Origin of the sequence: Paenibacillus sp. NPDC057886, from assembly GCF_042796655.1 — a bacterium.
Classification (GTDB): Bacteria; Bacillota; Bacilli; order Paenibacillales; family Paenibacillaceae; genus Paenibacillus.
Genome location: NZ_JBHVMZ010000011.1, coordinates 178281 through 204132 on the forward strand (window position 1 = coordinate 178281; position 25852 = coordinate 204132).

24 protein-coding genes are annotated in these 25852 nt (G+C 46.6%); 12 read left to right on the forward strand and 12 right to left on the reverse strand.

Going from position 1 to position 25852, the window contains the following annotated elements; translation table 11 throughout:
* Nucleotides 1-106: 106 nt before the first annotated feature.
* The 3 genes from ACFVQB_RS29895 to ACFVQB_RS29905 all read right to left on the reverse strand — a co-directional run bounded on the left by ACFVQB_RS29895 (nucleotide 107) and on the right by ACFVQB_RS29905 (nucleotide 1949).
* Entirely contained in the window at nucleotides 107-556 is a 450-nt protein-coding gene (locus ACFVQB_RS29895; RefSeq protein ID WP_379448011.1) for a nuclear transport factor 2 family protein, read from the reverse strand.
* A 39-nt stretch (nucleotides 557-595) separates the two neighbouring features.
* Nucleotides 596-1003, reverse strand: coding sequence for an Rrf2 family transcriptional regulator (locus ACFVQB_RS29900; RefSeq protein WP_379448014.1), 408 nt, complete (start codon nucleotides 1001-1003; stop codon nucleotides 596-598).
* 109 nt (nucleotides 1004-1112) lie between these two features.
* Entirely contained in the window at nucleotides 1113-1949 is an 837-nt protein-coding gene (locus ACFVQB_RS29905; protein WP_379448016.1) for an AraC family transcriptional regulator, read from the reverse strand.
* A 118-nt stretch (nucleotides 1950-2067) separates the two neighbouring features.
* On the opposite strand from ACFVQB_RS29905, the gene ACFVQB_RS29910 reads away from it, so the two are divergent.
* Entirely contained in the window at nucleotides 2068-3072 is a 1005-nt protein-coding gene (locus tag ACFVQB_RS29910; protein WP_379448019.1) for a Gfo/Idh/MocA family protein, read from the forward strand.
* Between the two features lie 21 nt (nucleotides 3073-3093).
* Nucleotides 3094-4041, forward strand: a complete 948-nt coding sequence (locus tag ACFVQB_RS29915) for an aldo/keto reductase (protein ID WP_379448021.1) — start codon at nucleotides 3094-3096, stop codon at nucleotides 4039-4041.
* Nucleotides 4042-4368: 327 nt separating this feature from the next.
* Here ACFVQB_RS29915 and ACFVQB_RS29920 read toward each other — a convergent pair whose 3' ends face one another.
* Both ACFVQB_RS29920 and ACFVQB_RS29925 read right to left on the reverse strand, forming a co-directional pair.
* Nucleotides 4369-5388, reverse strand: coding sequence for a Gfo/Idh/MocA family protein (locus tag ACFVQB_RS29920; RefSeq protein ID WP_379448023.1), 1020 nt, complete (start codon nucleotides 5386-5388; stop codon nucleotides 4369-4371).
* A 27-nt stretch (nucleotides 5389-5415) separates the two neighbouring features.
* On the reverse strand, nucleotides 5416-6192 hold the full coding sequence (locus ACFVQB_RS29925) for a sugar phosphate isomerase/epimerase family protein (RefSeq protein ID WP_379448025.1): 777 nt from the start codon (nucleotides 6190-6192) through the stop codon (nucleotides 5416-5418).
* 143 nt (nucleotides 6193-6335) lie between these two features.
* Between ACFVQB_RS29925 and ACFVQB_RS29930 the strand changes: the two genes are divergently transcribed.
* The 5 genes from ACFVQB_RS29930 (at nucleotide 6336) to ACFVQB_RS29950 (ending at nucleotide 12803) form a co-directional block, all read left to right on the forward strand.
* Nucleotides 6336-7154, forward strand: a complete 819-nt coding sequence (locus ACFVQB_RS29930; protein ID WP_379448027.1) for a helix-turn-helix domain-containing protein — start codon at nucleotides 6336-6338, stop codon at nucleotides 7152-7154.
* Nucleotides 7155-7354: 200 nt separating this feature from the next.
* Complete coding sequence (locus ACFVQB_RS29935) at nucleotides 7355-8053, forward strand: response regulator transcription factor (protein WP_379448030.1); 699 nt, start codon at nucleotides 7355-7357, stop codon at nucleotides 8051-8053.
* A gap of 21 nt (nucleotides 8054-8074) precedes the next feature.
* Complete coding sequence (locus ACFVQB_RS29940) at nucleotides 8075-9517, forward strand: sensor histidine kinase (RefSeq protein WP_379448032.1); 1443 nt, start codon at nucleotides 8075-8077, stop codon at nucleotides 9515-9517.
* A gap of 121 nt (nucleotides 9518-9638) precedes the next feature.
* On the forward strand, nucleotides 9639-10397 hold the full coding sequence (locus ACFVQB_RS29945; RefSeq protein WP_379448033.1) for an ABC transporter ATP-binding protein: 759 nt from the start codon (nucleotides 9639-9641) through the stop codon (nucleotides 10395-10397).
* A 3-nt stretch (nucleotides 10398-10400) separates the two neighbouring features.
* Nucleotides 10401-12803 carry an ABC transporter permease gene (locus ACFVQB_RS29950; RefSeq protein ID WP_379448042.1) on the forward strand — a complete coding sequence of 801 codons (2403 nt, stop codon included), beginning with the start codon at nucleotides 10401-10403 and terminating at the stop codon, nucleotides 12801-12803.
* A 200-nt stretch (nucleotides 12804-13003) separates the two neighbouring features.
* Here ACFVQB_RS29950 and ACFVQB_RS29955 read toward each other — a convergent pair whose 3' ends face one another.
* The 6 genes from ACFVQB_RS29955 to ACFVQB_RS29980 form a co-directional block, all read right to left on the reverse strand.
* A complete protein-coding gene (locus tag ACFVQB_RS29955) occupies nucleotides 13004-13252 on the reverse strand; it encodes a homocysteine S-methyltransferase family protein (protein ID WP_379448044.1) in 249 nt (82 codons plus the stop codon).
* An 89-nt stretch (nucleotides 13253-13341) separates the two neighbouring features.
* Nucleotides 13342-14547, reverse strand: coding sequence for a Ger(x)C family spore germination protein (locus ACFVQB_RS29960; protein WP_379448047.1), 1206 nt, complete (start codon nucleotides 14545-14547; stop codon nucleotides 13342-13344).
* Nucleotides 14544-15641, reverse strand: a complete 1098-nt coding sequence (locus ACFVQB_RS29965; RefSeq protein ID WP_379448049.1) for a spore germination protein — start codon at nucleotides 15639-15641, stop codon at nucleotides 14544-14546. The genes ACFVQB_RS29960 and ACFVQB_RS29965 overlap by 4 nt, the downstream gene beginning before the upstream one ends.
* Nucleotides 15642-15668: 27 nt before the next feature.
* Nucleotides 15669-17363, reverse strand: a complete 1695-nt coding sequence (locus ACFVQB_RS29970) for a spore germination protein (protein ID WP_379448051.1) — start codon at nucleotides 17361-17363, stop codon at nucleotides 15669-15671.
* Nucleotides 17364-17510: 147 nt separating this feature from the next.
* A complete protein-coding gene (locus tag ACFVQB_RS29975) occupies nucleotides 17511-18371 on the reverse strand; it encodes a methyl-accepting chemotaxis protein (RefSeq protein ID WP_379448165.1) in 861 nt (286 codons plus the stop codon).
* A 394-nt stretch (nucleotides 18372-18765) separates the two neighbouring features.
* Nucleotides 18766-19599 carry a MurR/RpiR family transcriptional regulator gene (locus ACFVQB_RS29980; protein WP_379448068.1) on the reverse strand — a complete coding sequence of 278 codons (834 nt, stop codon included), beginning with the start codon at nucleotides 19597-19599 and terminating at the stop codon, nucleotides 18766-18768.
* A gap of 204 nt (nucleotides 19600-19803) precedes the next feature.
* Here ACFVQB_RS29980 and ACFVQB_RS29985 point away from each other — a divergent pair, with 204 nt between their 5' ends.
* The 4 genes from ACFVQB_RS29985 to ACFVQB_RS30000 are packed head-to-tail and all read left to right on the forward strand — an operon-like array spanning nucleotide 19804 to nucleotide 24193.
* Nucleotides 19804-20691 carry a DUF8171 family membrane protein gene (locus ACFVQB_RS29985; protein ID WP_379448070.1) on the forward strand — a complete coding sequence of 296 codons (888 nt, stop codon included), beginning with the start codon at nucleotides 19804-19806 and terminating at the stop codon, nucleotides 20689-20691.
* Nucleotides 20684-22570, forward strand: a complete 1887-nt coding sequence (locus tag ACFVQB_RS29990; protein WP_379448072.1) for an ABC transporter ATP-binding protein — start codon at nucleotides 20684-20686, stop codon at nucleotides 22568-22570. Before ACFVQB_RS29985 ends, ACFVQB_RS29990 begins: the two co-directional genes overlap by 8 nt.
* Nucleotides 22545-23372: an energy-coupling factor transporter transmembrane component T family protein gene (locus tag ACFVQB_RS29995; protein ID WP_024631502.1), complete on the forward strand. Its 828-nt coding sequence runs from the start codon at nucleotides 22545-22547 to the stop codon at nucleotides 23370-23372. Before ACFVQB_RS29990 ends, ACFVQB_RS29995 begins: the two co-directional genes overlap by 26 nt.
* Nucleotides 23373-23413: 41 nt before the next feature.
* Entirely contained in the window at nucleotides 23414-24193 is a 780-nt protein-coding gene (locus ACFVQB_RS30000; protein ID WP_379448074.1) for a PHP domain-containing protein, read from the forward strand.
* A gap of 84 nt (nucleotides 24194-24277) precedes the next feature.
* Here ACFVQB_RS30000 and ACFVQB_RS30005 read toward each other — a convergent pair whose 3' ends face one another.
* Nucleotides 24278-24721: a VOC family protein gene (locus tag ACFVQB_RS30005; protein ID WP_379448076.1), complete on the reverse strand. Its 444-nt coding sequence runs from the start codon at nucleotides 24719-24721 to the stop codon at nucleotides 24278-24280.
* An 88-nt stretch (nucleotides 24722-24809) separates the two neighbouring features.
* Here ACFVQB_RS30005 and ACFVQB_RS30010 point away from each other — a divergent pair, with 88 nt between their 5' ends.
* Nucleotides 24810-25814, forward strand: coding sequence for a helix-turn-helix transcriptional regulator (locus ACFVQB_RS30010; protein ID WP_379448078.1), 1005 nt, complete (start codon nucleotides 24810-24812; stop codon nucleotides 25812-25814).
* Nucleotides 25815-25852 lie beyond the last annotated feature (38 nt).

The following is a 25852-nucleotide window of genomic DNA, read 5'->3' on the forward strand; positions in this document are numbered from 1 at the left end:
GCAAGCCTGAGTGAACATAAAAGCTTAAACACACCAAAGCCCCAAGGACGCAGCTATAGCGCTCCTGGGGCTTTCGTTATTATCGTTTTAATATTCTTATACACTACTACTCAAACAGATCCAAACGAAGACGCTCTAGGCTGGTATGCTGTATGAGCCATTGGCCGTCGATTTTGACAAACGTTTCATGATAGTGTCCAAATCCGTGAAAGGATTTATTGTCATTGCCTTCAGGGAACGTCACCCAATCTTCCATTGGAGAGATGACTTTGGCTTCATTCGCGGATACAAATTCAACTTCAGCGCTATGTACATGATGTACAGTTACGGCAACATGGACCAAATCACGGAATACTTGAACGATGGTGTCACGGCCTGTTAATACCGGGATTGGATTGCCTTCTGTACTGAAATCAGCCACGGCATCCGGAGCGAACACTTCACCTAATGTATCCCACTGCTTCGTATCAATATAACGGCAATAGCGCGCTTTGGTGTTCCGAATGTTTTCCAGTGCAAGCAGTTGTTCCAGTCCTGTGATGGTTGATTGGCTCATGTGTTGTCCCTCCAGAAATCTAAGATGTAAGCAAATATGTTATATGGAATGTGCAGCTTTCATCTGGGCAGCCAGCTCAGACATTTTTTTATTGTGCAAATAGCTCTCCATCTCTTCTTCCGCACGAACCATCACCTGCTGAATCAGGCAGCCTTCGTTATGATCCTGCGAGCATTCGAACAGGGAAGCCTGCCCTTCAATCGCATGGATAATCTCCAGAAAAGAAGGGTCCGGATTCTTCCGACTAAGCCGATAACCACCATTGGCACCAGAAGTCGATTCGATCATGCCGGCTTTGACCAGCTTGGTCAATATTTTAGATAAGTAGGTTGGAGATACTTTCTGCATCTCAGCTAATTGATGTACACTGACCAGTTGTTCCGGTTCGGTCGCGACCAGAAAAAGCATAGTGTGCAGGGCATAGTTTGTTGCTTTCGAATATTTCATGAGGGCACCTCATTATATACGGATTTAATTTATCTATAATAGACTTGATTGAACGCTCTGTCAAACGTCGAGATTTCCCGCAAAACCATACAACCGGACATCATTACATTTAACTATGATAAAGCCCCCGATAATCCGTTGGGGTCATGCCCTCATGAGCCAAGAACTGGCGGTTAAAATAACTGGCATTGGGATACCCCGCCTCCTCTGCGATCTGTCCAATGTTGGCCGTTGGCCGTTCGAGCAGCCACTGCTTCGCCATCTGCAACCGCGAACGGGTTATAAATTCCATCGGGGTCATCTCCACGGCACTCTTAAACATTTTACAAAAGTAATACGAACTCACACCCGCCATATCAGCCCAATCCTGCAACAAAAACGGTTGGCATGCCTCCTGTTGCATCTGTGGAAGCAGTCCAAGGATACGACTCTCGGCCTTGCTTGTGCGTGTGCTTTTCAGTGGAACAGCATGCTGTACAAACTCGGCCAGCACCGCGTAGGTGAGCGTTGATAATTGGGCAGGACGCAGCATCCGATTCTGCTCGGCTTCATTCAGTAGAGCCATATGTGCTTCTTCCCATGGTGCCTGCTGCCGCAGCGTCCACAACAGATTGCGATGCAACCCCCGCTCAATCATATAATCATGCAGACGTTCACCGTAAAAATGAACCCATCGCACATCCCATGGATCATCTTCACTGCTGTAGTAATGCTGCCGCTGCTGCGGGAAATACAGTACCGCCTGGCCCGCACGAAGCTCATGCACTACCCCATCCACTTCCACGTACCCCTTGCCCGCAGCAACATAGTGAATATTGAAGTTGTTAAGTGCGCCAGCCTCCCGTAATACGGAGTGCTCAGGGTGGTCGACATAAAGTCCAACGGATTCTGGATAACAAAAATACGGAATATCCTGTAAGGTTAGCAATACAGTCTGTCTCATCATGGCCCATTCTCTTTTCTAAACAATATTGTGTTAACTCATTTCAATATATTATCATTTTCATTCATTCATCTATTACTTATAATCACAATATACATTCATTCATAGGAGGAAACAACAAATGAATTCAGATCGAAAATTGCGCTGGGGAATTATTGGTAGCGCTAGCATTGCCGTGCGATCCGTTATTCCAGGTTTGCAGCAATCCGAGTTGAATGAAGTAACCGCCATTGCCAGTCGGGATGAAGAAAAAGCAAAACAAACCGCTGACCAACTCGGCATTTCTCAAGCCTATGGCAGCTATGAAGCTTTGCTTGCTGACGATTCCATCGATGCGGTCTACATTCCGCTTCCAAACCATCTGCACCGGGAGTGGACACTCCGTGCGGCAGAAGCTGGTAAACATATTTTGTGTGAGAAGCCACTGGCACTGACGGAGCAGGAAGCTCAGGAAATGGTTCAAGCCTGCGAGGACGCTGGCGTGCATCTCGCTGAAGCTCTCATGTACCGACACCACCCACGTTATGATCAGATTAAGGATATTATCGCCAGCGGAGAAATTGGTGAAGTCCGCGGCATTCATAGTACATTTTCGTTCAACAGTTCAGGTTCAACAGGTAATGTTCGCTTCCGGCGTGATTGGGGCGGCGGTTCCCTATATGATATCGGCTGTTATTCCATCAGTGCAGCACGCCTGCTGCTTGGCCAAGAGCCTTCGGCGGCAACCGTCATTGGCATGTTCTCCCCTGAGCATGGTCATGTGGATATGATGGCTTCCGGCCTGCTTGAGTTCGACAATCATATTGGCGTGACCTTTGACAGCAGCATGTGGGCAGCCTTCCGCAACACCCTGGAGGTGCTTGGATCGGATGGCATCATCGAGGTACCGTCTGCTTATATCAGCAATCCGGACCGCAGCTCCAACTTCTTCGTAACTGTTGACGGTGAGCGTAAGGAGATTGAAGTTCCACAGGTGAATCACTACTCCCTCCAGGGAGACGACATGGCACGAGCTGTACTTCAAGGTAAAGCTCTGCGCTTCGCTCCATCCGATGCTGTAGCCAATATGAAAGTACTCGAAGCTTGTCTTCGTTCAGCAGAAGAATGTACACGAATTACACTATAAGAAGAGAGGATGAACTGAATTATGGAATACATTGAAATTTCTGGTGCAGGCAAACCTATCTCCCGATTGATTAAAGGAACCGATTATTTTTACCATGATTCCTATGAGAAAGCAGCTACGAACATGGATGCATTCCTGGCGATTGGCGGTAATACCGTTGACTCCGCGCATATTTATTGTGGCGGGCAGAGTGAAGAAGTGCTCGGACGTTATATGCAGGAACGGGGTAACCGTAACGAGATTGTGATTTTGACCAAAGGTGCGCATCATGACCAGAACGGCCCACGTGTTAATGCTGATGCCATCCGCAGCGATCTTCTTACCAGTCTAGAGCGGCTTCAAACGGAACATGTGGAGCTATATGCCCTGCATCGGGATGATCCAAACATACCTGTTGGCGTGATTCTTGAAGCGTTGAATGAACATATTGAATCCGGCCAAATCGGGGCGATCGGCGCCTCCAACTGGACCTGGCAGCGGCTGGAGGAAGCTAACGCATATGCGGCTGCTAACGGTCTGAAAGGTTTCACATTCAGCAGTCCGAACCTCAGTCTTGCCAAAGCGAACGAACCGTTTTGGGCAGGCTGTGTATCGGCAGACGAAGAAACGCTGGCATGGCATGAGCGTACCAAGCTTCCTCTGCTGTCCTGGTCATCCCAGGCTCGCGGCTTCTTTACCGGACGATTTACCCCAGAAGTACGGGATAATGAAGATCTGGTTCGTGTATTTTACAGTGACGGCAACTGGGAACGTTTGCACCGGGCGGAACAATTGGCATCGTCGAAGAATACCACGCCAATTCAGATTGCACTTGCTTATGTATTGAACCAACCGTTTCCGACCTGTGCGCTGATTGGCGCTCAAAATCGTGCAGAACTTCTGTCTTGTGATGAAGGTTCTCGCATCACACTGACCCGTGAGGAACTGGATTGGCTGGATCTGGGCAGTAATGTGAAACCAAGCGTTTAAGACTGGCATGCACTTTTAATTCAATCTTAATGGTGAAGGGACTGACTATTCCGCGGATGTAGCGGAGTGGTCAGTCCTTTTTGGAATACCAGCTACCATTCGAACATAGTAACGATCCCGCTGGATCAACGAGTCGCTGTTAGCTATGGCCCGCATTCCGCCAAACCTCTGGTTGAGGTATCCTCTATTACGTATTTTACCCATCTGTTGTTATGAAAAAAAGTAATAAAAAGAGACTACCTCTCAGAAATATTTTTCTGGAGGTAAGCCCCTTTTTATTATTAAATAGTCAAACTAATTAAAGTAATTAAGATGATAACATAACGATTACAGCTTCACGATCTGACCCGTCTTCTCGGATTCGAATGCTGCCAAGATGACTTGCAGGGAACGCAGACCTTCTTCACCGGAAATGCTTGGAGGTGTTTTCGTTACAATTGACTCTACAAAAGCGTCAATGACGCCGCTTGGTACTTGTTTTTCGTTAGTTGCCATCGCACCAACTTTGTAGGTCTCAACCGTACCGTTAGTCAGTTCAACGATAACCTCGTCCCCTTCTACCGTTCCGATCTTCATTACACCATTTTCACACCACAGAACCGTACTGTTATCCCCTGCTCTGTATTGTGTCCAGCTCGCTACCAGCGTACCGATTGCACCGCTCTTCATGCGAAGCAGGCATGTTGCGTTATCGTCCACTTTGGTGTTTTCCTTGTGCAATGTGCTGATGAAACCAGCAACTTCGGACACTTCATCATTCAGCAAATAACGGATAAAGTCCGATTTGTGCACGCCCAGGTCACCCATGGCACCCATAATCGCTTCTTCTTTGCGGAAGAACCAGCTTTCTGCACCATCTACACTCCAGCCTTCCGGACCCGGATGACCAAAGGAAGTACGGAAATTCAGGACTTTGCCGAGTTTGCCGGAGTCCAGAATTTCTTTGGCTTTCACGTGTGGAGGCATCAAACGCTGGTTGTGTCCAACCATCAGATACACACCGTTTTTCTTGGCGGCTTCGATCATTTGCTCACCTTCTTCGGTTGTAACCGCCATCGGTTTTTCCACCAGCACATGTTTACCGGCATTCGCAGCAGCAATGGCCATCGAGGCATGCAGGTAGTTCGGCGTACAAACGCTGACTGCATCTACTTCTTCGCTTGCAAGCAATTCTTCGTAGCTGGAGTAAGCTTTACCACCGTAAGTTTCGGCCATCTTCTCCGCACGCTCCACGATTGGATCGGCAAAAGCGACAAGTTCTACGTTCTCATTGGCAGCGTATTCTGGAATATGTCTGCGCTCGGCAATGGCTCCACAGCCGAATAAAGCAACTTTAATTTTACTCATGTACAAATGTCTCCTTTGACAAATAAATTAGAATTGGTTCAAGTAATTCTGCTTCAGCCAGTTATGGCTGTTGGCTACGCTTTCAAGCGGTGGATTCTGGCAAACGTCCTGTTCCACGATCAGCCATTCTACACCTGCACCTGTAGCCGCTTCAATAACAGCTGGCAGATTAACCGAACCTTGTCCCAGTTCCAGTGTCTTCATCTGGCCCTGTTCGTCTTTGCTGAAGTCTTTCAAGTGAAGCAACGGCAGACGACCTGCATATTTATTGATGTACTCAATCGGATTTTGGCCGGCAAATTGTACCCAACATACGTCCATTTCCACTTGAACCGCTTCAGGTGTCGTTTGAGCAAACATCGCATCAAAGGCATTTTCGTCGCCAACCTGACCGTGGAATTCGAAATCATGGTTATGATAACCGAAGATCAGACCTTGCTTGGTCACTTCTGCACCATATTGTTGCAATTCGTTGAACAGTTTGGTCCAGCCTTCTGCATTCTCTGGACGATCTTCTGGCATCAGGTAAGGGCAGATCATATATTGAGCCCCAATGGTTTTGAGGTAATCGATTTGTTGTTGCAGATCTTCACGCATGGCATGCAATGAAACGTGACTGCTGAAACCTTTCAGTCCAAGCTCATCCAATAGCGCTTTCATTTCTTCGGCAGGAATGTCACCATATCCGGCGAATTCGACACCTTCATAACCAAGCTCTGCTACTTTGCGCAACGTTCCACGGAAATCTGCTGCAGTTTCATCACGGAGTGTAAACAATTGCAAACCAATATTAAGTTTTTTCATAATAGATGCACCTCTGCTCTCAAATTTGCTTTCATTGCTCTATCTGGTATCATCCTAACGCAAAACAGGCTAGAATGAACATATACAATATCGTCAGAACATGAACTATCTGATCAAATTTTTAAATTTGGAGGATACATCTTTTGGAAACCTCAGTACTGATCTGTGATTACTCATATCACTACAAGGCGTTCAACCATAATATGAAGGGCGAGTTGCAGACTTATCTGTTCCGTCTGCAAACCGAAGGCTCTTGCAAGGTATATGTACAGGATGAAGAATATAAAATGACTGGCGGGGATTTACTGCTGCTCAAACCCGGAGACGATTACTATCTCGTGGTTGAAGAACCTCACAAGGAGGGCCGGTTGTCCAGCGGAGACTATTATTTGTTCTGTGAAGGGGACTGGATCGAAAGCTGGTGGAAGCGCCACCATCGTTCAACGGTGAGTCACATTGGACTGGATGATAAATTGATCAGTCTCTGGCGCAATATGCTCCTGGAGAAACGCCGTGGTCCGCTGGAGGAAAATATAGAACTGAGTGACGCGCTGCTGCGCGGCTTGTGTCTGTATATCGATCGGGCCATCAAGGAGAATATCCAGACGGATCGTTCTGTTTCCTCGACACTGAAGCTGAAACGATTCATCGAAGAACATGCCACCGTGACCTTCAAACTCGAAGAAGCCGCCCGCTACGCAGGACTAAGCCTGTCTCGTGCGGTGCGATTATTCAAGGAGCATTATGGCCAAACGATGATTCAGTATGCGATTGAAATTCGGCTGAATGCTGCCTTGGAGCGTATGAAGTACAGCGATATGACACTGGAGCATATTGCCGAAACATGCGGCTTTGCAAGCTATTCCTATTTTCACCGAGTGTTCCGATCCCATTTTGGAATGTCCCCGGCTGAATATCTCAAATCCCAGGCCCATCAGTCCATCGATTTGGAGCATTTATAAGTGTAGCTGTAGCTCGGTCCCTTTCTTTCTTCATGATGAAAGCAGCTGATTTTCAATCGGCTGCTTTCTTTCAAAAAAAACCTCTTCTAGTTCCCATGACTTCAAGAAAACAAACCTGTATAGTTAAAATATAGTATTCTTACAAATTCATACATAGGTTAGTCTTATACTCTACCACTCTACTATTTGGAGAGATTTCAATGGAAACTAAACGTAAAATCTTAATTATTGAAGACGAACATGATATTTCGCGCATTTTACGAGACTATTTGACCAAAAATCAGTATGAAGCCGCAGTGGCTAGCAATGGACAAGACGGGTTGAAAATGATGGACATGTTGCAGCCGGATTATATTATTCTGGACATCATGCTTCCGGATATGGACGGGATCGATGTATGCCGGGAGATTCGCCGGAGAAATAACATTCCCATTCTCATATTAAGTGCACGAGGCAGTGATACAGACAAGGTGCTCGGTCTGGGATTCGGGGCGGATGACTATATGACCAAACCCTTCTCCCTGAGTGAATTACTCGCACGAATTAATGCCCACTTCAGACGATATGATAGTCTAGCGACCGAACGGGACAGAACACATCTGCTACGTCTGGCTAACCTGGAAATTGACAAGAAAGCCTATAAGGTCTCTTTAGACGGTAACGAGGTTTCTCTCTCCGCCAAGGAATTTGAGCTGCTGCATTATCTGGCGAGCAACAAAAATCAGGTCTTCTCCAAGTCTCAATTGCTTGATGCGATCTGGGGATATGCTACATACGGGGATGAAAATACGGTTACCGTGTATATTCGCAGACTGAGAGAAAAAATTGAGGCAGACCCCTCCCATCCGTCTGTTCTAAAGACCGTTTGGGGCGTCGGATACAAATTCAATCATGAATAGGCAAAGATTGGAGGAGGCAACATGTCACTGAACACCTGGTCTGCACGATGGCTTAGAACATCATTCATCCTCCTGTTTATTCTGAGCGGATGCAGTCTGATTCTATTTCTTAATCTGCTAGAAAACCGAAATTCGACTGAGTCTACAGTGTCCCTCCAGCAAGTTCGTCTCCGGGTTAACCCCATCCTGCTCAACCTGGAGCAGAACACTCATCTACTGCAGGAAACAAGAGCACGAGAACATCTTCTTTCCATCGCCAAGGAAAACGGGGTCGAGCTTTCCTATGTTGGATTGGATGGGACTATGTTGCTGTCTTCTTCTCCTGCCTCCGAAGGAAAACAAGTCAATCTGCGTTCAGCCCTGCATTATGATCTGAATCATGCCGCACAGGCCACGAACGGAAACGATTCGCTTAACATCGCTTTCCCTGTTATGGCTGGTCCCGAAGGTAGCCAAATTGGCAATGCCATCTTCACGATTCCCAAAGCAATGGTTATGGTGAAAGAAACGGTGATACTCCCTTTCTTTATTTTGGGAGCGCTTTTGGTCACCTCCATGATTCTTGGCATTTCTCTAGTGTTGATGAGGAGAAAATTCAAGACTCAGCTGCTCTCCCCCATTCATCAGTTGAAGCAACATGCCGAATCCATTCTCAAAGGACAGTATAATGAACCGATTCAGTATAACCGGATGGATGAGATGAGCGAACTATACGCCATGTTTGATCTGATGCGTACAGAAATTATGCATTTAAGCGAACTTCGTATCCGGCAGGAAACGGCGCAAAAAGAACTCATTACCAATATTTCTCACGACATTAAAACACCGATTACAACAGTAAAAGCGTACATAGAAGCTATTCTGGAAGGAATGTGCTCCGATAAGGAAACCCTGATGGAGTATATGAAAGTCATGCAGACCAATACGGACAAAACAGCTCGTCTTGTCGAGGACCTGCTTGTTCATGCACTGCAGGAGCTGGGGCAGATTTCTGTGGAGCCGCGTGAAGTATATAGCAGCCCTGCCTTTGAGAGTATGTTAAAACCGATTGGACATATAGTTCTAACGAGTGGAATGATCTATGAATCCCCCAAAAACATTCCAAATGTATTAATCCAAATGGACCCTATTCGAATTGAACAAGTCATATCCAATCTCGTCTCGAACGCCCTTAAGCATACTTCTCCGGGAGACGCCATTTGTATAAACATAGAGCTGGAAGCCGACCAACTCAACGTCACAATCGCTGATTCAGGTCAGGGAATACGTGCACAGGACCTGCCTTTTGTATTTGAACGTTATTTCAAGGGTCAAACCTCCTGGTCAAACAGAAACGTTCACGAAGGGACTGGCCTGGGTCTATCTATCTGCAAAAGCATTATTGAGGCGCACGGAGGACATATCTCCTTTTCAAGCAAAGAAGGACAGGGTACAATCTTTCAGTTTAATCTCCCGATTTGCTGAGCGAACAAGCGACCCTACCTGGCCACATGGTACCTGTAATACTTTATTCATAATTTGATAAGGCTTCATCAATATCCCTCCTTTAGAATGAACCCTATATTACAATCGGGAGTGATCATACGTGGCAAAAAAAACCATCATCCATGCACAGAATCTGTGCAAGACGTACAATACAGGCAGTGAACAATATCATGCCATTCGCAACGTCGATCTTGATATTTATGAAGGGGACTTCACGGTCATTATGGGCAATTCCGGCTCAGGCAAGTCAACACTACTCTATCTGCTGAGCGGGCTTGACCATGTGACGGCAGGCGAAGTCTATTTTCAGGATCAACGTATTGATGCCTATAGTGAACGGGAAATGTCCGACTTCCGTATTCGCAGGATCGGATATATCTATCAGAGCATCAATCTGGTCCCCGACCTTTCTATCAAAGAAAATATCGCTTTGCCGGGGTATATTGCCGGAACTAAGAAAAACGAAGTACAAACAAGAACCGCTCAACTCATGAATGCCATGGATATTGACGGTCAGCGTAATCGACTTCCTTCTCAAACTTCGGGAGGCCAGCAGCAAAGGGCTGCCATTGCACGTGCTCTAATTAATTCTCCGGATATCCTCTTTGCCGATGAACCTACTGGAAGCTTGAACTATGAACATGGCAAAGCCGTGTTGGATATCCTGACGGATATCAACCGAAAAGGACAATCCGTTGTCATGGTTACACATGATATCAAGGCAGCCTGTCGGGCAGATCGGCTTATTTTCATCCGGGATGGCAAAGTGGGTGGCATGATGGAGTTTGAGAAATATGACGCACATCAGATCCAGGATCGGGAATCGATGGTTTTCGCTTTTGTATCGGGGAAGGAGTAATCTATGGCTGCCATGTTGAAACTGGGCCTATCCTATCTGAGCAGAAGTAAAATACAAAACCTGTTCATCGCTCTGCTGATTCTTCTCTCTACACTCCTTGTATCCACAGCAGTCATCATCCTGACCAACACAGGTAATCAATTTAAAGATATGCATGATCAAACCAATGGATCTCATCAGATTCTGACGTTTGAGAAAGGGTTGAATAATCCCAACGATGTACATCAATGGTGGGCTGATCAGAAAGGAATTGAAGTCTCTCCATTACTGACCTATCGCACATTATCAGGCATCGCCTTTAAGGGTATGGATATTCCCAACGTTTATCTTTACATGCTTAATACCCCTTCACCCCCATGGGGTGTGGATAAACTCATTTTTTCAAACGGAACTGCAAGCGCTGTTCCCGAGCAAGGGACGGTCTGGATTCCCACTTCATTGGCGAATGCCTACAATATCTCGGCAGGAGATACGATAGGCTTCAAGACAGGTTCCAGCACACTTGATCTGACGGTATCCGGCATTGTGGTCGATGTGCCATACGGAGCACCCTTCACCAATACAGCACGAGTGTGGATGAATCCTACTGATTATCAAACTGATTTCGATTCAATCACAGGTAAAGACAATTACATGATGGGCATCCATTTCGACGATTACAGCACCAATTCAAGCTATTGGGAACGTTATGCGAGCGAGACGGGAACTCCTTTTCTGGAAACCAAGATGGAGTTCGAGAGCATCTCCTCTTTCTATCTGATTATCAACCAGGTAATTGGATTTATCATGATATTCCTTGGTATTGTTATGCTTGTAATCGCCCTTATTACCATCGGATTTACGATTTCGGATGCCATTCTGGCCAACTATAAAACAATCGGCATTCTCAAATCACTGGGCCTTACTTCAAGCAGAACTATAGGTACATATGTTATTCAGTACTCCTTACTATCCGTTGTTGCCATTCTCCCAGGTCTCGCCCTGAGTGTGGTAGTATCCAAATTTATCATTAATATCTCCGTGTCTTCCCTTCAGGTAGGCAATCGTCATATTGCGATCAACGGAATTAGTGAAGCCATGCTAATAGGTGTGTCCCTGTTTGCATTAGTGATATTGTTCGTCGTTCTGTATGCCAAAAAAACACGCAGCATCCAGCCGGTGCAGGCCATCCGCTATGGAATGTCAGAGACGGATAATACTCGCATGGCAAACCGAATAAATTCGCCATTAGGTAACTGGGTCGGTTTTGCGCGATTGCCTGTAGCCGTGGTCATCGGAATCCGCAACTTGATCAAGAACACCAAAAGTTCTGTTTTGCTGTTGCTGCTGACCACAATAGCTTCCTCCGTACTGGTGCTGGGGTATGTTCTATTGACCAGCATCACCGGAATTTATCAGACTGCCGCCCAATGGGGTTATGACAATGCCAATATCGCCGCCGTCGTTGTTAACAAAAATACATTTCCCCAGGCTGAGCTGAAGCAAGTGTTAGGAACGGATTCGAGGATTATAAATGTGGGTTGGCAAGGAAACATTACCGGAGTAGTTAGTCCGGAGTCTTCATCAGAAATGCAGGGCCAATCCACCAGCCTATATCTGAGTGTGCTCGACGGAAGTTATCAGGAGCTTGGGTTTGAGACGCTAAAAGGAGATAATCCTCGTCATGCGAATGAAGTTGCCATTGGTGTAAGTGTCGCTAAGACATTAAATAAGGAACTCGGTGACCTCATAGACCTTTATATTGAGGGAGAAAAACGCACATTCATCATCACTGGAATCTATCAGGCAATTGCCAACATGTCCGTATCAGGTCGGATTACCATCGATGCCATGAGAACGGTGAACCCGTCTTACGGTGATTTCGATGCCATTTTCATCAATTTAAAAGATCCAGCGCAAGCAGATACGGTTGCAGGGGAATTAAATGAGCAATTCAAAGCTTCCGCTTCAGTCGTAACCCAAAAAACACTGCTCGATTCGGTCTATGCAGAAGCCGCTGACATCCTCATCTATCCTATGGGCTTGATTGGGTTATTGTTTATCCTTGCTACATTCATCATTATTTTCAGTACCTGCCGGATCAGTATCCGCAAAGAAAGCAGAACGTACGGAATCTACAAATCCATCGGCATGTCATCCCGTCGTATTCGATTGTCGGTTGCCATGGGAATTACAATTCTGTCTGCCATTGGAGCAGTTATGGGTATCGTGGTAGGTGTGTATGTGCTACCCATGCTGCTCGAGATGGTCCTGTCCGGATATGGCATCGTACATCTTCCACTTATTTTAAATTGGGGAGGCATTATTCTGTCCGCTTGCCTAAGCATTGGTGCAGCAGCTCTTGGCTCCTGGTTTTCATCACGAGTTATTCGTGAAGCATCCCCACGTATGTTGGTCATTGAATAACACGTAAACGAATAAAGGATGTTGTTGAAGTTCCAGCTAATGTCGTCGAATACCAAATATCCACCTTTCCACAAGCATATGAAGCAATCATACAACCACATCTCATGGTTCGACACTAGGACCAACATCACAAGAGCCCTCCTTATCCTTCATCGGATTCGAAAGGGCTCTTTCCACGTGTACGTGTACAGCTCTAATATTTAACGATAACTCCGCCACTTCTTCGCCAGCTCACCAATCTGATGCGGCGTAGTCCGGCAACAGCCACCAATAATTCGGGCACCGGCTGCTTCCCATTCTTCCGAAGTATCGCTCATACTGCCACATGTCCCTTGACCACTCCATGTTTTAGTCTCTGCATCATAGATCTCACCTGAATTCGGGTAGACAATGACCGGTTTGTCACTAGCACGGCTCAGCATACGGACCGCTTCCGTAACCACTTCCATGCCACCTCTCCGGATAAGAAAATTATTTTTTTATAAAAATAGCGAGCTATCAGGGTTGTATCAACAATTAAATATCGTCAGCCTCATCATTATTCCGTCGATGAACCAAAATCTGTGATTCTCATTTTCACATCATAGGTCACGGGAATCTGACTAAAGGTTTCATCCCAATTTTTTTTGACTTTCTTCCATACCTTCGGATATTTGATCCGCAACTGCTCTCCAAATCCGGCCACTTCCACCCGATAGGTGTTCTGTATTTTGTTCATGACCTGCTGTATTTGTTCTTTGGCTGTATCAGCGAACTGAACCTCCAATTCATCAATGTACTCTTCCGTCGCAGGAATTTCCGGAGAACTCCAATCTTCCATGAGCTGACCTTCTGATTCAACCTTTACATGAAAAGAAATGTCATCTCCGTGGACTTTTGGCGTAATTTTGCTCTTGGTAGACTTGATTTCATAGATTACCGTATGTCCCTTTTTCGGCGCATACGATTTTAAGGCTCCTCCCTGAGCCTCTCCAGTTATCCAGGATAATCCTTCAAGGTCCGTCTGATTTAAGCTGCCGACACACCTTTTCGTTTTCCCTTTATAGATGCCTGCGCCTGAGAATTTATGTTCTCCATCTGCAGTAAGGACATTTTGCAGCAAAAAGCTTGATCCTGACTGCATTTTGCCGTCAAGTTTCGAGAGAGATACTGGAGGAAGGATTTTATTGGAACGGTACGCGTTATCCACCAACCCTTTTAAATAAAAGGCTGGAATTTCTCCCGACTCCTTGGAGCTAAGAGCATCCAAAGCTCGTCCTTTGCTCACCAGAACAAGGGAACTGGGCCGGATATCATTGTCCCGCAAAACAAAATCAAGCAGCTGCTCCAGGCTATATTTCTTCGACAACTCATGGGAAACGACAATAACCTTTAAATGATGACCAATGAGCGGACGGTCTCTTCTTAGAGCAAACTGACGAAAGATCTGAAAAAGAGAATCTCCGGTCAACTGTTCATTCAAAAAGGTTTGCCCGCCGGAAGAACCACTGGAACTGTTTTGATTTTCCTGTTTACCCCCAACTCGTGGGACAATCTGTACGGTGGCTGTAAATATGTTTTTTTTGGGATAATGACCCCCTTGTTCATTAATACTTTTTTCAAATTTTGATTCCTCAGCCACATCCAGTCCCAGACCCACATAGACACTTAAATCCTCGATCTCTTTGCTGCTCCAGCAGCCAGAGGTAAACACCAGCAGCACCGTTAACAAAATGGTTAATAGTAGTCTTCTGATCCTGCTCAACTGTGCTTCCCTCCTTTTTTTCGGATCATACTCAACAACAGAAGCAATAACGGCATAACACCAAACAAATAAATGGAAACATTTCCGACAGTGTCTCCGAGTTTGAACGTTTCGTCCACATTCTGCGGAAGCATAGCAATGATATAAATGATCGGAAGCAGGATGATCAGAAATGGCAGCAGTTTTTTCTTGAACAATTGCGAACACCCAAGAGCAGCGGCATAATGCGTGATGGTAGAAGTAGAGAAAATTTGCATAATCCAAATAACCAGCAGCAGGGATTCAAACCGTTCAAAGATCAAACCCTCAATCTCAAAGCTGCGCATCAAATCAAGGGTTGGCCACGTTCTTGTTCTCATGCCTTCAATAGATAAACTGCCGATGACCATAACCAATGTGATGAGGTAGATTACCATTGGAGTAAATACCCCCCAGAACATGGCTTTCTTACCCTTCCCTGGATTTTTCATAAATGCCATCACCACAAACATGACTTCATAACCCGTATACGCAAGCACCGTAGATTTCAGTCCTTTAAAAACCGGCATGATTCCCTCTCCCAGCACAGGTCTCAAATTATTGATCTCAAACAGACTGCTGCTGAGAAAAATGGCCAACACAAAAATAATAAGTGTGATGGGTAAAATGACCTCATACAAACGGGCCATGGAGTTTATCCCGCCTGAGATCAGATAAAAGCCGATCCACATAAACACCATGACAACCGCCCACACCGGGGTGCCCTCCAGCAAATATAATTTGGTGACTTCAGCCAACACCCTGATTTCAAAAGCAGAGATGACAAGGAAATACAGGATGATCGCCGATCCCAGAATAAAAGCAATCCACTTCCCTGTGATTTCCTGGGTGAATTGGAAGACGGTCTTCCCTGGGAATTTTCGGCACAGGGTTACCAAGATTATGCCCAGCAACATAACGATCAGACCGGCCAATATAATTGAAATCCACACATCAGGCGTTTTGGTCGCTGTCACTGTGGTTCGAGGAAGTGTAAGAATGCCTGCACCGAGCATGTAATTGATTATAAAGACTGCCGCTTGAACTGTTGTCAGCTGGTCCTGTTTGCGATTCATAGTTCACCTCCTGAATATTGGATATGCCTACTTTTTGCGATCAGGGTCTTTCGGATGCATCATGCTTGGGCGCTGCTTCATCATTCGCAGAGGAGATCGAATAAAGAAATCCTTCCAATCCGACAGGCTGTAAGGCACAGCCGGGGTGACATAAGGAGTTCCAAAGCTTTTTAACCGAACCAGATGACTGCAGAGCAACAAGAAAAACATAACTACCCCATACAAACCAAAGACAGCCGCGCTGAACATTCCAAAAAAACGTAAAATACGCAGTGTAATCCCAGCACTATAGGTAGGGATCGAGAACGAAGAAATCGCAGTAACTGCCACCACAATAACCAGAAATGGACTGACAATTCCGGCCTTCACTGCGGCCTCCCCAATAATCAACCCCCCAACGATGCCCATCGCCGGTCCAATTGGCTTGGGCAGACGAATTCCCGCTTCTCGCAAAATTTCAATGGAAATTTCCATAATTAGCGCCTCAATAATCGAGGGAAATGGTACCCCTTGTCTGGTTTGAATAATGGTTAGGGCCAGCTTCGTCGGAATAAGACCTGGATGATACGAGATAAAGGAGATATACAAGGCTGGTGCAAACATGGCAAGCGTGGCCGCCAGGAATCGTAGCATACGCAGAAACGTCCCCGGAATCCATCGCTCGTAATAGTCTTCAGGAGATTGAAGCAGCATGCTGAAAGTGGACGGCACAATTAATGCAAAGGGTGTTCCATCCAGTAAAATGGCTACGCGTCCTTCCAACAACCCGCTGATTACACGGTCGGGTCTTTCTGTGTTCTGAACCTGTTGGAAAGGGCTCAGCTCATCATCTTCAATCAACTGTTCCACATAACCAGATTCCAGCATCATATCCATGTCCAGGTTCTGGATTCGTCTCTCCACCTCAGTAACAAGATCGGGATTGGCAATATCTCGGATATACGCAATGACCAGATCCTTTTTGATCCGGCTACCAACCTGATGACTGGTCATAAACAAAGCATCGTTACTGCCGAATATTCGCAGTATTCCGGTATTATCGATTAGGCGTTCGGTGAAGCCGATTCTTGGCCCGCGAAGCAGGGCTTCAGATAGCGGCTCTTCCAGGCTGCGGGTTTTCCCCTTGGCTGATCCGACAAGGAGAGCTCCTGGCATCCCGTCAATCAACAGTGCATTTTTACCGATAAGAACTGCCCGTGCAGCTTGCTGCAGCGTCTCCGCTTCCTGAACTTCACTTACAGGTAGCAGCCGGCTGCTAACGTAAGCTTTGAGTTCATTTGCATTTTCGGGGTGTTCAAATATTTTCTGCTCTGTATCGGGGACCCCCTCAATCATCAGAGGACTGAAGAGGTGTGTATCGATCAGATCATGATCCACTAGCCCATCCACGTATATGACAGCTGCAGGTGTATTGGTTCCCCTTATCGTAAACTCCCGTATACGTACATCTGCATTTTGACCAAACGTTTCTTTTACACTAATCAGATCCGTAGCATAATCCCCGATAAGCCGTATATTTGCGTAACTTCCTGTCTCTTCGTTTGAAGAAGAATTACTCGCATTATCCTGATTTTGTTGATCTTCACTGGAAAAGGTCCCTTTTTTTAAGGATGAGCGAAACCACTGAAACCCTTTCATGAACAATATCGGCATCAAAAATAATAGAAATGCCTGGCCCCAAATAGGCCACTCCGGCACATAAGAAAGAATTTTCGACCACATCCCGCTCACCCCATTATCTAGACTTTCTTGGTATCTTTGAGTATTGTTACCCTGATTGCTCACAATAATTCCCGGTTTATTGAACAACAAAAAAGCAGATGCCTCTACTGGCACCTGCTTTCCTACAAGGTTATGGTGTCTACTGTTTTATACGATTTTGCTTACGTGTTGCGCCTTCTCATCCAGTTGATGTGCAGACGCCGCAATGGTTGTAAAATCATTCAATGCCACCTCGATCTGCTGCTGACTTCGCTCCACGTATCCTTCAACCTTCTGTGTTCCGCCAGAAATGTTTGTAATCTCTTTCGTTATCCCATTCACACTATCCCGAATCTCATTAATGGAATTTTCGACCATGGCCGATAGTTTGCGTACTTCCTTGGCTACTACATCGAACCCGCGCCCATATTCGCCCGCATGCGCCGCTTCAATCGCAGCGTTCAGAGCCAGCAGCTGAGTCTGCGACGCAATTTCGCGGATCGTTTTAACAACTCCCTGGATAGAACGAGCCTGTTCTTGCAAATGATTCAGTGTCGCTCGGTTGTGGGCAGAAACTTCAGATATATACGTGATACTGGACATCAGCTCACGGCTTCGCTCAATGCCGATATCAGCATGTTCGTTCAGTTCATGTGACATCGTCTTCAATTCGTTAACTACAGTTGAAATATTATTCTGACGGCTCGTGATGTTGGTAGCTATTTTGGACACACCCAGTATGTTCTGATTCAACTCATCATAGACGGGCATATATGTCGCCTCAAGCCATACAGGATTTCCCTCTGCATCCTTGCGTTCAACCTTGTCCTGAAAGCTGGTACCGTTAAATATACTGCTCCAAAACGCGTTATAGTCGGGGCTTTTTACGAATTCGTCGAAGCAAAATTGCTCATGCTGCTTGCCATACATCTCAGCTACCGTATAGCCCATCGTCTGGGCAAAAACTTCATTTACATACGTAACCCGTCGATCCAGATCGAATCGAATGATAGCCAGACTTTTCTCCATCGCCTTAATGACCAGCGCATCGGTGACAACATCTTTTTTTTCCACATCTACTATAGGCAAACCGATCCCCACTCCCTGACTTCTTCCCAAGATTAAACCGTTCTCATTCTGGCAGTTCCTGCTGTAATGCAATTATGTATTCAACTGAATAGAGACGACTCTATTATTGTATACTCCAATTGCAATCAATTGGATCACTCCCAAATCAATTTCCAACAATCCGTTTACGGCTTGCCTTTTTATACCCAATAAACTAACTGTCTAAACATTATGTTTCATGAGCAGATTCTAACACAAAAAGGGGCGGATTAACTGCCCCTAATGATGGGATAAAACTTCATAATTTAAAGTTATCTGTGACATTTCTGTGTATTCTACTCTGCCTGTTCATTCATTAGCCTCGCGGCAATTTGTCTGCGTACCGGTTGCGCAGATCTGCGAGCCGCTCCAGCTTGGACAGCGCTTGCTCCTTCTGCATCAACCCAACCGCCAGCACCAGTTGTTCCATCAACAGTAGTGGAGTAACCATGGAATGAAATTCGCCAAGCTCTCCTCTGCTGACGTAAAAAGATAACTCTGTCCCCAAGCCATATAACAGGTCTTCGCGATCCGTCACAAGTACGGCTTTACTACCCGTATCTCTGGCATAATCCAGAATGACCTCTGCTTCTGGCAAGAGTCTTGTAAAACACATCAGCAGCACTACATCTTCCTGCTGCATGTGCATCAACGATTCTAATAATTCATGACCACCTCCGGCGAGATGGATGACCGTCAATCCGAATCGGGACAACCGAAAGGACAATAATTCCGCCAAACCAGCGGAAGGGCCTGGAGCATATACATATACTCTTCGTGCTTCAGCAAGGATGGCTGCTGCGTGCTCCAAATCCCCCTGCTTCATATGGGACAACGTCTCCTGCAAATGGCTGACAGAAGCCTCCAGTAACTGAACGGGAAGGCTGTCCGTATCCATGCGGGATATGGTTTTATTTAATTTGAGGGCAGGTGTAGTGTCTTCGGATGTACGAAGCCGGATTTTGAACGCTTTGGCATTATCATATCCAACCGCCCGCCAGAAACGGGATACCGTCGCAATGCTAACCCCCAGCCTGTCGGCAATCTCCTGTTCTGTCATGAACAGAATCTCTTCCGGATTGCGTTCAACAAAATCAGCAATTTTCAGATGGCCTGGTGACAGCTGTTCTTTATGAGTAAACAAATTCATTCCGTATGCACTCCTTTTCTCGCTCTGCACTCAGTATATCAGTTGAATGAAGAAGAAGTCGTTTATGTATGTAATATTTTTTTCATTATATTTATATTATGTAATAAAAATTACAATTGATTTACAAATGTCTTCTTTCCCGTTAATACTCTGCCCCTAGACTGTGGCTATGATGATCACCAACTTTCAGGGAGGTATGTATCGATGAAGAAGATGACTGAGCGTTATACGCTGACGTCTTCACAGAAAATGATGGTGTTTGTGCTTTCCATGTCACTGTACGGCTTGTCCAACATGTTCACAGAGCTTATTCCCAAGCTCCAGCTTGGACCGATTGAATTGTCTGTTGAATACTTTGCCTTCATTCCGTTGACACTTTGCATTTTGTTCCACCCCATGATTGCTGCCCTTGGTGCGGCTCTTGGCGAAGTGATCTTCGGTGAGCTGATGCTGGGGCAATTCGGCGGACTGGGCGAGCTGGAGAAATTCATTACCTTTTCCTTTGCCATGTATGTCGCAGGACGTATGGTCAGTGATCCACGCAATCGCAGACAAGTCGGAATCGCAGCCATGACGGGAGTCATCATTCATCAGTTCCTCAGTTCGCTGGTCGATATCGGTAAAGTGTGGATTGGTGTCGAACAGTTGGAAGCAGTCCCTGGACTTGCGGAAAGTGTTGTACTGATCGAAGGGGTTGGCTTTCTAAATGACGTACTGTTCTCAGGTATCCTGTTCGCTCTGCTGCCTACGCTGTATCTCGTCCCCCTACTCTATGGCAAAATTGAACCACTGCTCGGTATCAAACCTCGTAATCCAGGTATGAAGTATGAAGGCATCGGCTTCTTCCGTCCGAAACTGATCCTCATCGGTGTGCTGCTGCTTGCGCTCGCCTTTGGTGCGGAATCCCTGTCCGAAATGGACATCAACTTCGCTGTTTGGGAGACGGACTATGCAGATCAATATGGTTCAGCTTCAATCTGGATTAGTATCGGAGCTGCTGCATTGGTTGCCGTGGTGACATTACTGATCATGCGCGCTAAACGGAGCAAAAACAAAACGGTACCAGGTACGGAGAACCGCCCTTATGCATAATGTCATATCCACATCTACTTCTGTTTCTGCATCGAATGCCGCCATTTCCATTCAAAACGTCATCTTTACGTATCCTGGCTCGGAAGAGCCTGTCCTGAACGGAGCTTCGCTTGAACTCCCACGAGGCAGTTTTACAGCCATTATCGGGGGCAACGGATGCGGCAAATCCACCCTGTGCAAGTTGTTCAATGGCCTCATCCCTCAATTCTACACAGGAGACTTCTCCGGTGAAATCCAGGTACTTGGCATGCCTACCGAAGGCCGAAGTGTTGCAGACCTGTCCAGAAAGATAGGTTACGTCTATCAGGATTTCGACAACCAGCTCGTGCGGCCCACCGTCTTGGACGAGGCTTGCTTTGCACCACTCAATTACGGTCTGTCCAACTATCGGGAGCTCGGTGAACGCGCACTTGCCATGTGTGGTCTGGATACCATTCATAACCGATACATCTGGGAATTGAGTGGTGGGCAGAAACATCTGCTCGCTCTGGCTGGAGCCTTGTCGCTCGACCCGGATATCCTGATCGTGGATGAACCTGTCTCACAGCTTGACCCGCAGCATGCAAGACTCATCTATGAGTGCCTTTCGAGATTGAATACGGAATATGGCAAGACGATTATCGTCATCGAACACCATACTGAATTTATCGCCGACTTCTGTGCGGATGTAGTACTGATGGACAAAGGCCGGGTATTGTGGAATCTTCCTGTTAGCGAAGGTTTGAATCGCATTACCGATCTGGAGCGGCTTGGCATTCAGCCTCCTGAGGTGACACGTGCAGCTATCCAGGCTGCCGAGATATCGCAGGGTGAAAAAACAACTGCGACCCCCTCAGGTTCAGGTCAATCCTTCCCGATCACTGTAGTAGAAGCCAAAGTTTATTTTGCCGAGCATTACCCGTCCATTCTTTCCGGTTCTTTGCAAAATGAACATTCATCTTACTCGACCTTGGCATGCGACCTTCCCAATCAGATGGTGAATTCCGAGCACCTAACGATTGCTTCCGCTGCTGAACCGTTGATTCCTATTGTACAGTTCCATCAAACCCGACTGCGTTACAGAGGACTGGGTAAAAAAGAACATGAAGTCATTCGTGGTGTTAATATTTCACTCCATGAAGGAGAACGGATTGCCTTGATTGGCAATAATGGTGCCGGCAAATCCTCCTTGCTGAAGCTGATGGCTGGCATTAGCCTACCTCAGGAAGGCAGTGTCAGTGTTCTGGGTGAAGTTACGCACCGTTCCTCTTTGGAGCAGCTGGTGGGGAAGGTCGCCTATATTTTTCAGAACTCTTCCGAAATGTTTATCGAAGATAGTGTCCGTAAAGAAGTCGCCTATTTCCTGAAGAACCGTCGCATCCCGGAAGCTGACCAGCAAATTACACATGTACTGGAGCGTTTCCGGCTTACTCCGCTACAAGAGCGGGATGCCCGACTTCTCAGTGGTGGACAACAGCGGCGTGTCACACTTGCCATCGGTGCAGCCATGAAGCCATCAATTATGCTGCTGGATGAACCCACCGCCAATCTGGACCTCGCCACCCGCGAGGAACTGATCGGTGTACTCGATGAGCTGGATCAGCATGTGCGAACAACCGTCATTGCCACGCATGACATGCAGTTGGTTACCCAGTGGGCCAGTCGAGTTATTGTGCTTCACAATGGTCAGGTGGAAGCAGACGGCACACCTGCCGACGTATTTGCGGATGAATCCCTTCTGCGCCGCTCCGGACTTGCGCTTACACAGATCATGGAGCTCTCGCACCGGATGGGACTGCCGACACTTTCACCGACAACCGAGGCTTTTGTTGATAGCCTGTTGAATCAATCACTCACCAAGGAGGATGCCCGTCATGCAGCTTGTCCGCAACTGGTTTGACAAAATATCCATTGAACGCATTCAGCTTGAGCTGATGAATACCGTATATGGCAGCGGACATGCCAGCCTGTCGCGGATTGATCCCCGTGCCATGCTGATCTGGTATCTCTTTTTTGCCATCGTTCCCTGGTTTGTTCATAACGGGACTGTGCTGCTTGGCATGTTTCTGTTGATGGTGACGACCACCATACTGTCCAGAGCCGCTCCCTTTATCATTATTATTCTCTGCTTGGGATTAATCGGCCAGGTCGGGTGGATGTTTATCATCTCGCTGTTCTTCGGTGGCAATCTGGAATCTGCATTCCCCCTGCTGCTGCTTACCTTGAAGCTGTCGATCGTCTCGCTCGCAAGTATCACCGTCTTTTCAGGTATGGACCCGGAACGGATCGGCGATGGGTTGCTTGCGCTCGGCATGCCTGCGACGTTCTCCTTCAGTCTCTCTTATGCTTACCGCATATTGCCGGTGCTGTTCGGTGAATTCCGCAACATCATGCTGTCCTACAGACTGCGGGGTCAGGTTCCCTCCCGGCACGGATGGCTCTACTGGCGGCTCGTTGTCTACTATATGAAGCTGTTCGTTGTGTCTTTTTTCCCGCTCATGCTGGCTACCGCCAAACGTTCCCGCACAACCGTGGAAGCCCTGGAGACACGCGGGTTCTCGTACGGCATGAAGCATCCCGAGTCCAAACGCCTGAAGCTGGCTCATCTGAAAATCACCTCACGTGACCTCGGATTTCTCGCCGGATCAGCAATCTATGTTGCACTGCTATTCTGGCTAGGCGGGCATTACGAAATACTGTAATTCAACTCATTAATCATTCATGGAATAAAGGAGTGTCTTCTATGCGCATTGATCTTCATACACACGGCAAATTATCCAAAAACTCTGATTTCTCGGTCGATTACTTCACCGAAATGGTCAACGAAGCCAAAGCAAGCGGGCTCGAAGCCCTCGCGCTTACCGAACATTTTAACACTCGCAACTTTTACGAGGTCTATGAAACGTTGGATCGTCTCTATCCATACAACGGAGAGTACTACGATGCAGATGGGCTGCGCATCTTTCCCGGCATGGAAGTGGATATTCAGGAGACAGGACATATTTTGCTGGTGGGTCAAAAAGAACATATTCTTGCCGTCCGCAGCGGCCTGGAACAATATACTGCCAAAGGTTCATTCATTCCTTTTGCCGAGCTGCTGGATATGGCCGAAGCCTGGCCTTTTCTCAAAATTGGCGCGCACCCTTTCCGCGAGTCTACCCCGCTGTTTCAGTTGGACCGTGATTTGTTGGGACGTCTGGATGCCTTTGACTTGAACGCCAAGGATATGTATCAATACGGTATCGAGACGTGCCGCAGTCAGGTTGAACCATTCGCCCAGTCCCTCGGTAAACCCGTCACTGCCGGAAGTGATACCCACCAGTGCCTGCAATACGGCAGTGTATTCAATGTGCTGGATCGTCCATGTGCATCGGTTGCCGAGCTCAAAGAGCAGATTCTCGCCGGTTGGTACAGCATCGAAATCTCCAACGATCTAGCTCTCCGTGTCAAAGCCTCCGTTATGCTGAAGAAAGTGATGAAACGTCTTGCCAAGCTGGACGCCACCCGTTTGCAGAAAGTTTAGAGGAAACGACAGCTTCCAAAGAATTCAAAATGAGCCCAAAGGATATACATCCTCCAGGCTCATGACGGATTCACTTTTACCTAATTAAAAATTATGCACCGTCACACAAAGCTGAATCACGATTCCGAACGGATCACGGACAATTCCATACCCCGGACTAAACTCGTTCTGCTCATAAGGCACCAGTACCGTAACCTGCTCATGTTGTACCAGCGAATGATACAGCTCCGTCATCGTACTTTTATCTTTCGATTGAATGCATAATGACGTGCTGTTTCCCAGCTGCCAAGGCCGACCCGAATCCATTTCTTCCTCAGCAATCATCAATTTGTTTACCCCGATCTGGAGTACCGAATGTGTAATATATTCATCCTGCCCTTCAGGATACTCAAACCCCGGATTCATTTCCTTCATCTCTTTGTAATTTTTCTTGAATAACACGTTAGCTCCCAGGTACTTCTCATAAAAAGCAATGGCTGCCGCAGCATCTCCATTCATCGACAGAAACGGGATCACTTCAACATTCATGTGTATTGCCTCCTTCGTTTGATTGGATTACACTGTTTAATATAACGAATAAAGGTGCCAATCTATGGCACCATTGAGAGGTTCTTTTATGAAAAAATCAGAACGTATGAACCAGATGCTGCGCTTTATCAATCAAAAACAACACTTCACCCTGCAAGATCTCATGCAGGAGTTTCAGATATCCAAGAGAACCGCGTTACGAGACATTGCATCATTGGAGGAAATCGGTGCACCCATTTATGTCGAGTATGGACGTTATGGCGGGTATCGTTTGCTTCAGCAAATGCAGCTGCCGCCCATTTCGTTTAATACGGGAGAGCTTCATGCACTCTACTTTGCGATGCAGGCATTGCGCAGTTTTACCAACCTGCCCTTTCAGATCTCTTTTCGTTCCATTCACGAGAAGTTTCTAAGTGCCCTATCCGAGAACCAGAGACAAGATATTGAGCGAATTCAGCATCGGGTCTCCTTCCGACACACCGAGCAAATCCGGGATATTGAGCATCTGGAGTTCCTATTGATGGCCGCTGTTCAGAATATAGTGATACAGATTACGTATCAACATATTCGCAGCAGTAGCAGTAATCCACTTAACAGCTCAAATCTCGACAAAACCAAGCCCAGCATTCGCACCATCCAGCCTATCGCCCTCTATGCCATGAAAGGCTACTGGTATTGCCAGGCGTATGATCTTGATAAGCATGCATACCGTGTGTTCCGATGTGACCGAATCACCTCACCCGAGGCGACAGACATCGAACCTATAACACATATTAATGAACTCAATCTACAGGATGCCCACTCGTTATGGAAACCATCAGAGAACGCTATCCCATTCAAATGTCTAATCAATGAAGCCGGGGTTGAGCTCTTCCAGCAAGAACAGTTTCCATCCATGCAGCTTATGAACGAATCTGGAGCTGATTCCGGACGAACTGGACACGCCTATTTAGTCGGGTCGTACGAAGCCCATGAGCTTGAGTTCATCATTCGTTATCTTGCAAGCTTCGGCAAGTCCATTAAGATCTTGGAGCCCGATACCTTAAAGGAATCCTTAAGACAGTACTACCTGGATTTACTCGACCATGTTTAAATGTCGCCACCAATTAACCTTTTAATGTTTACGACCTC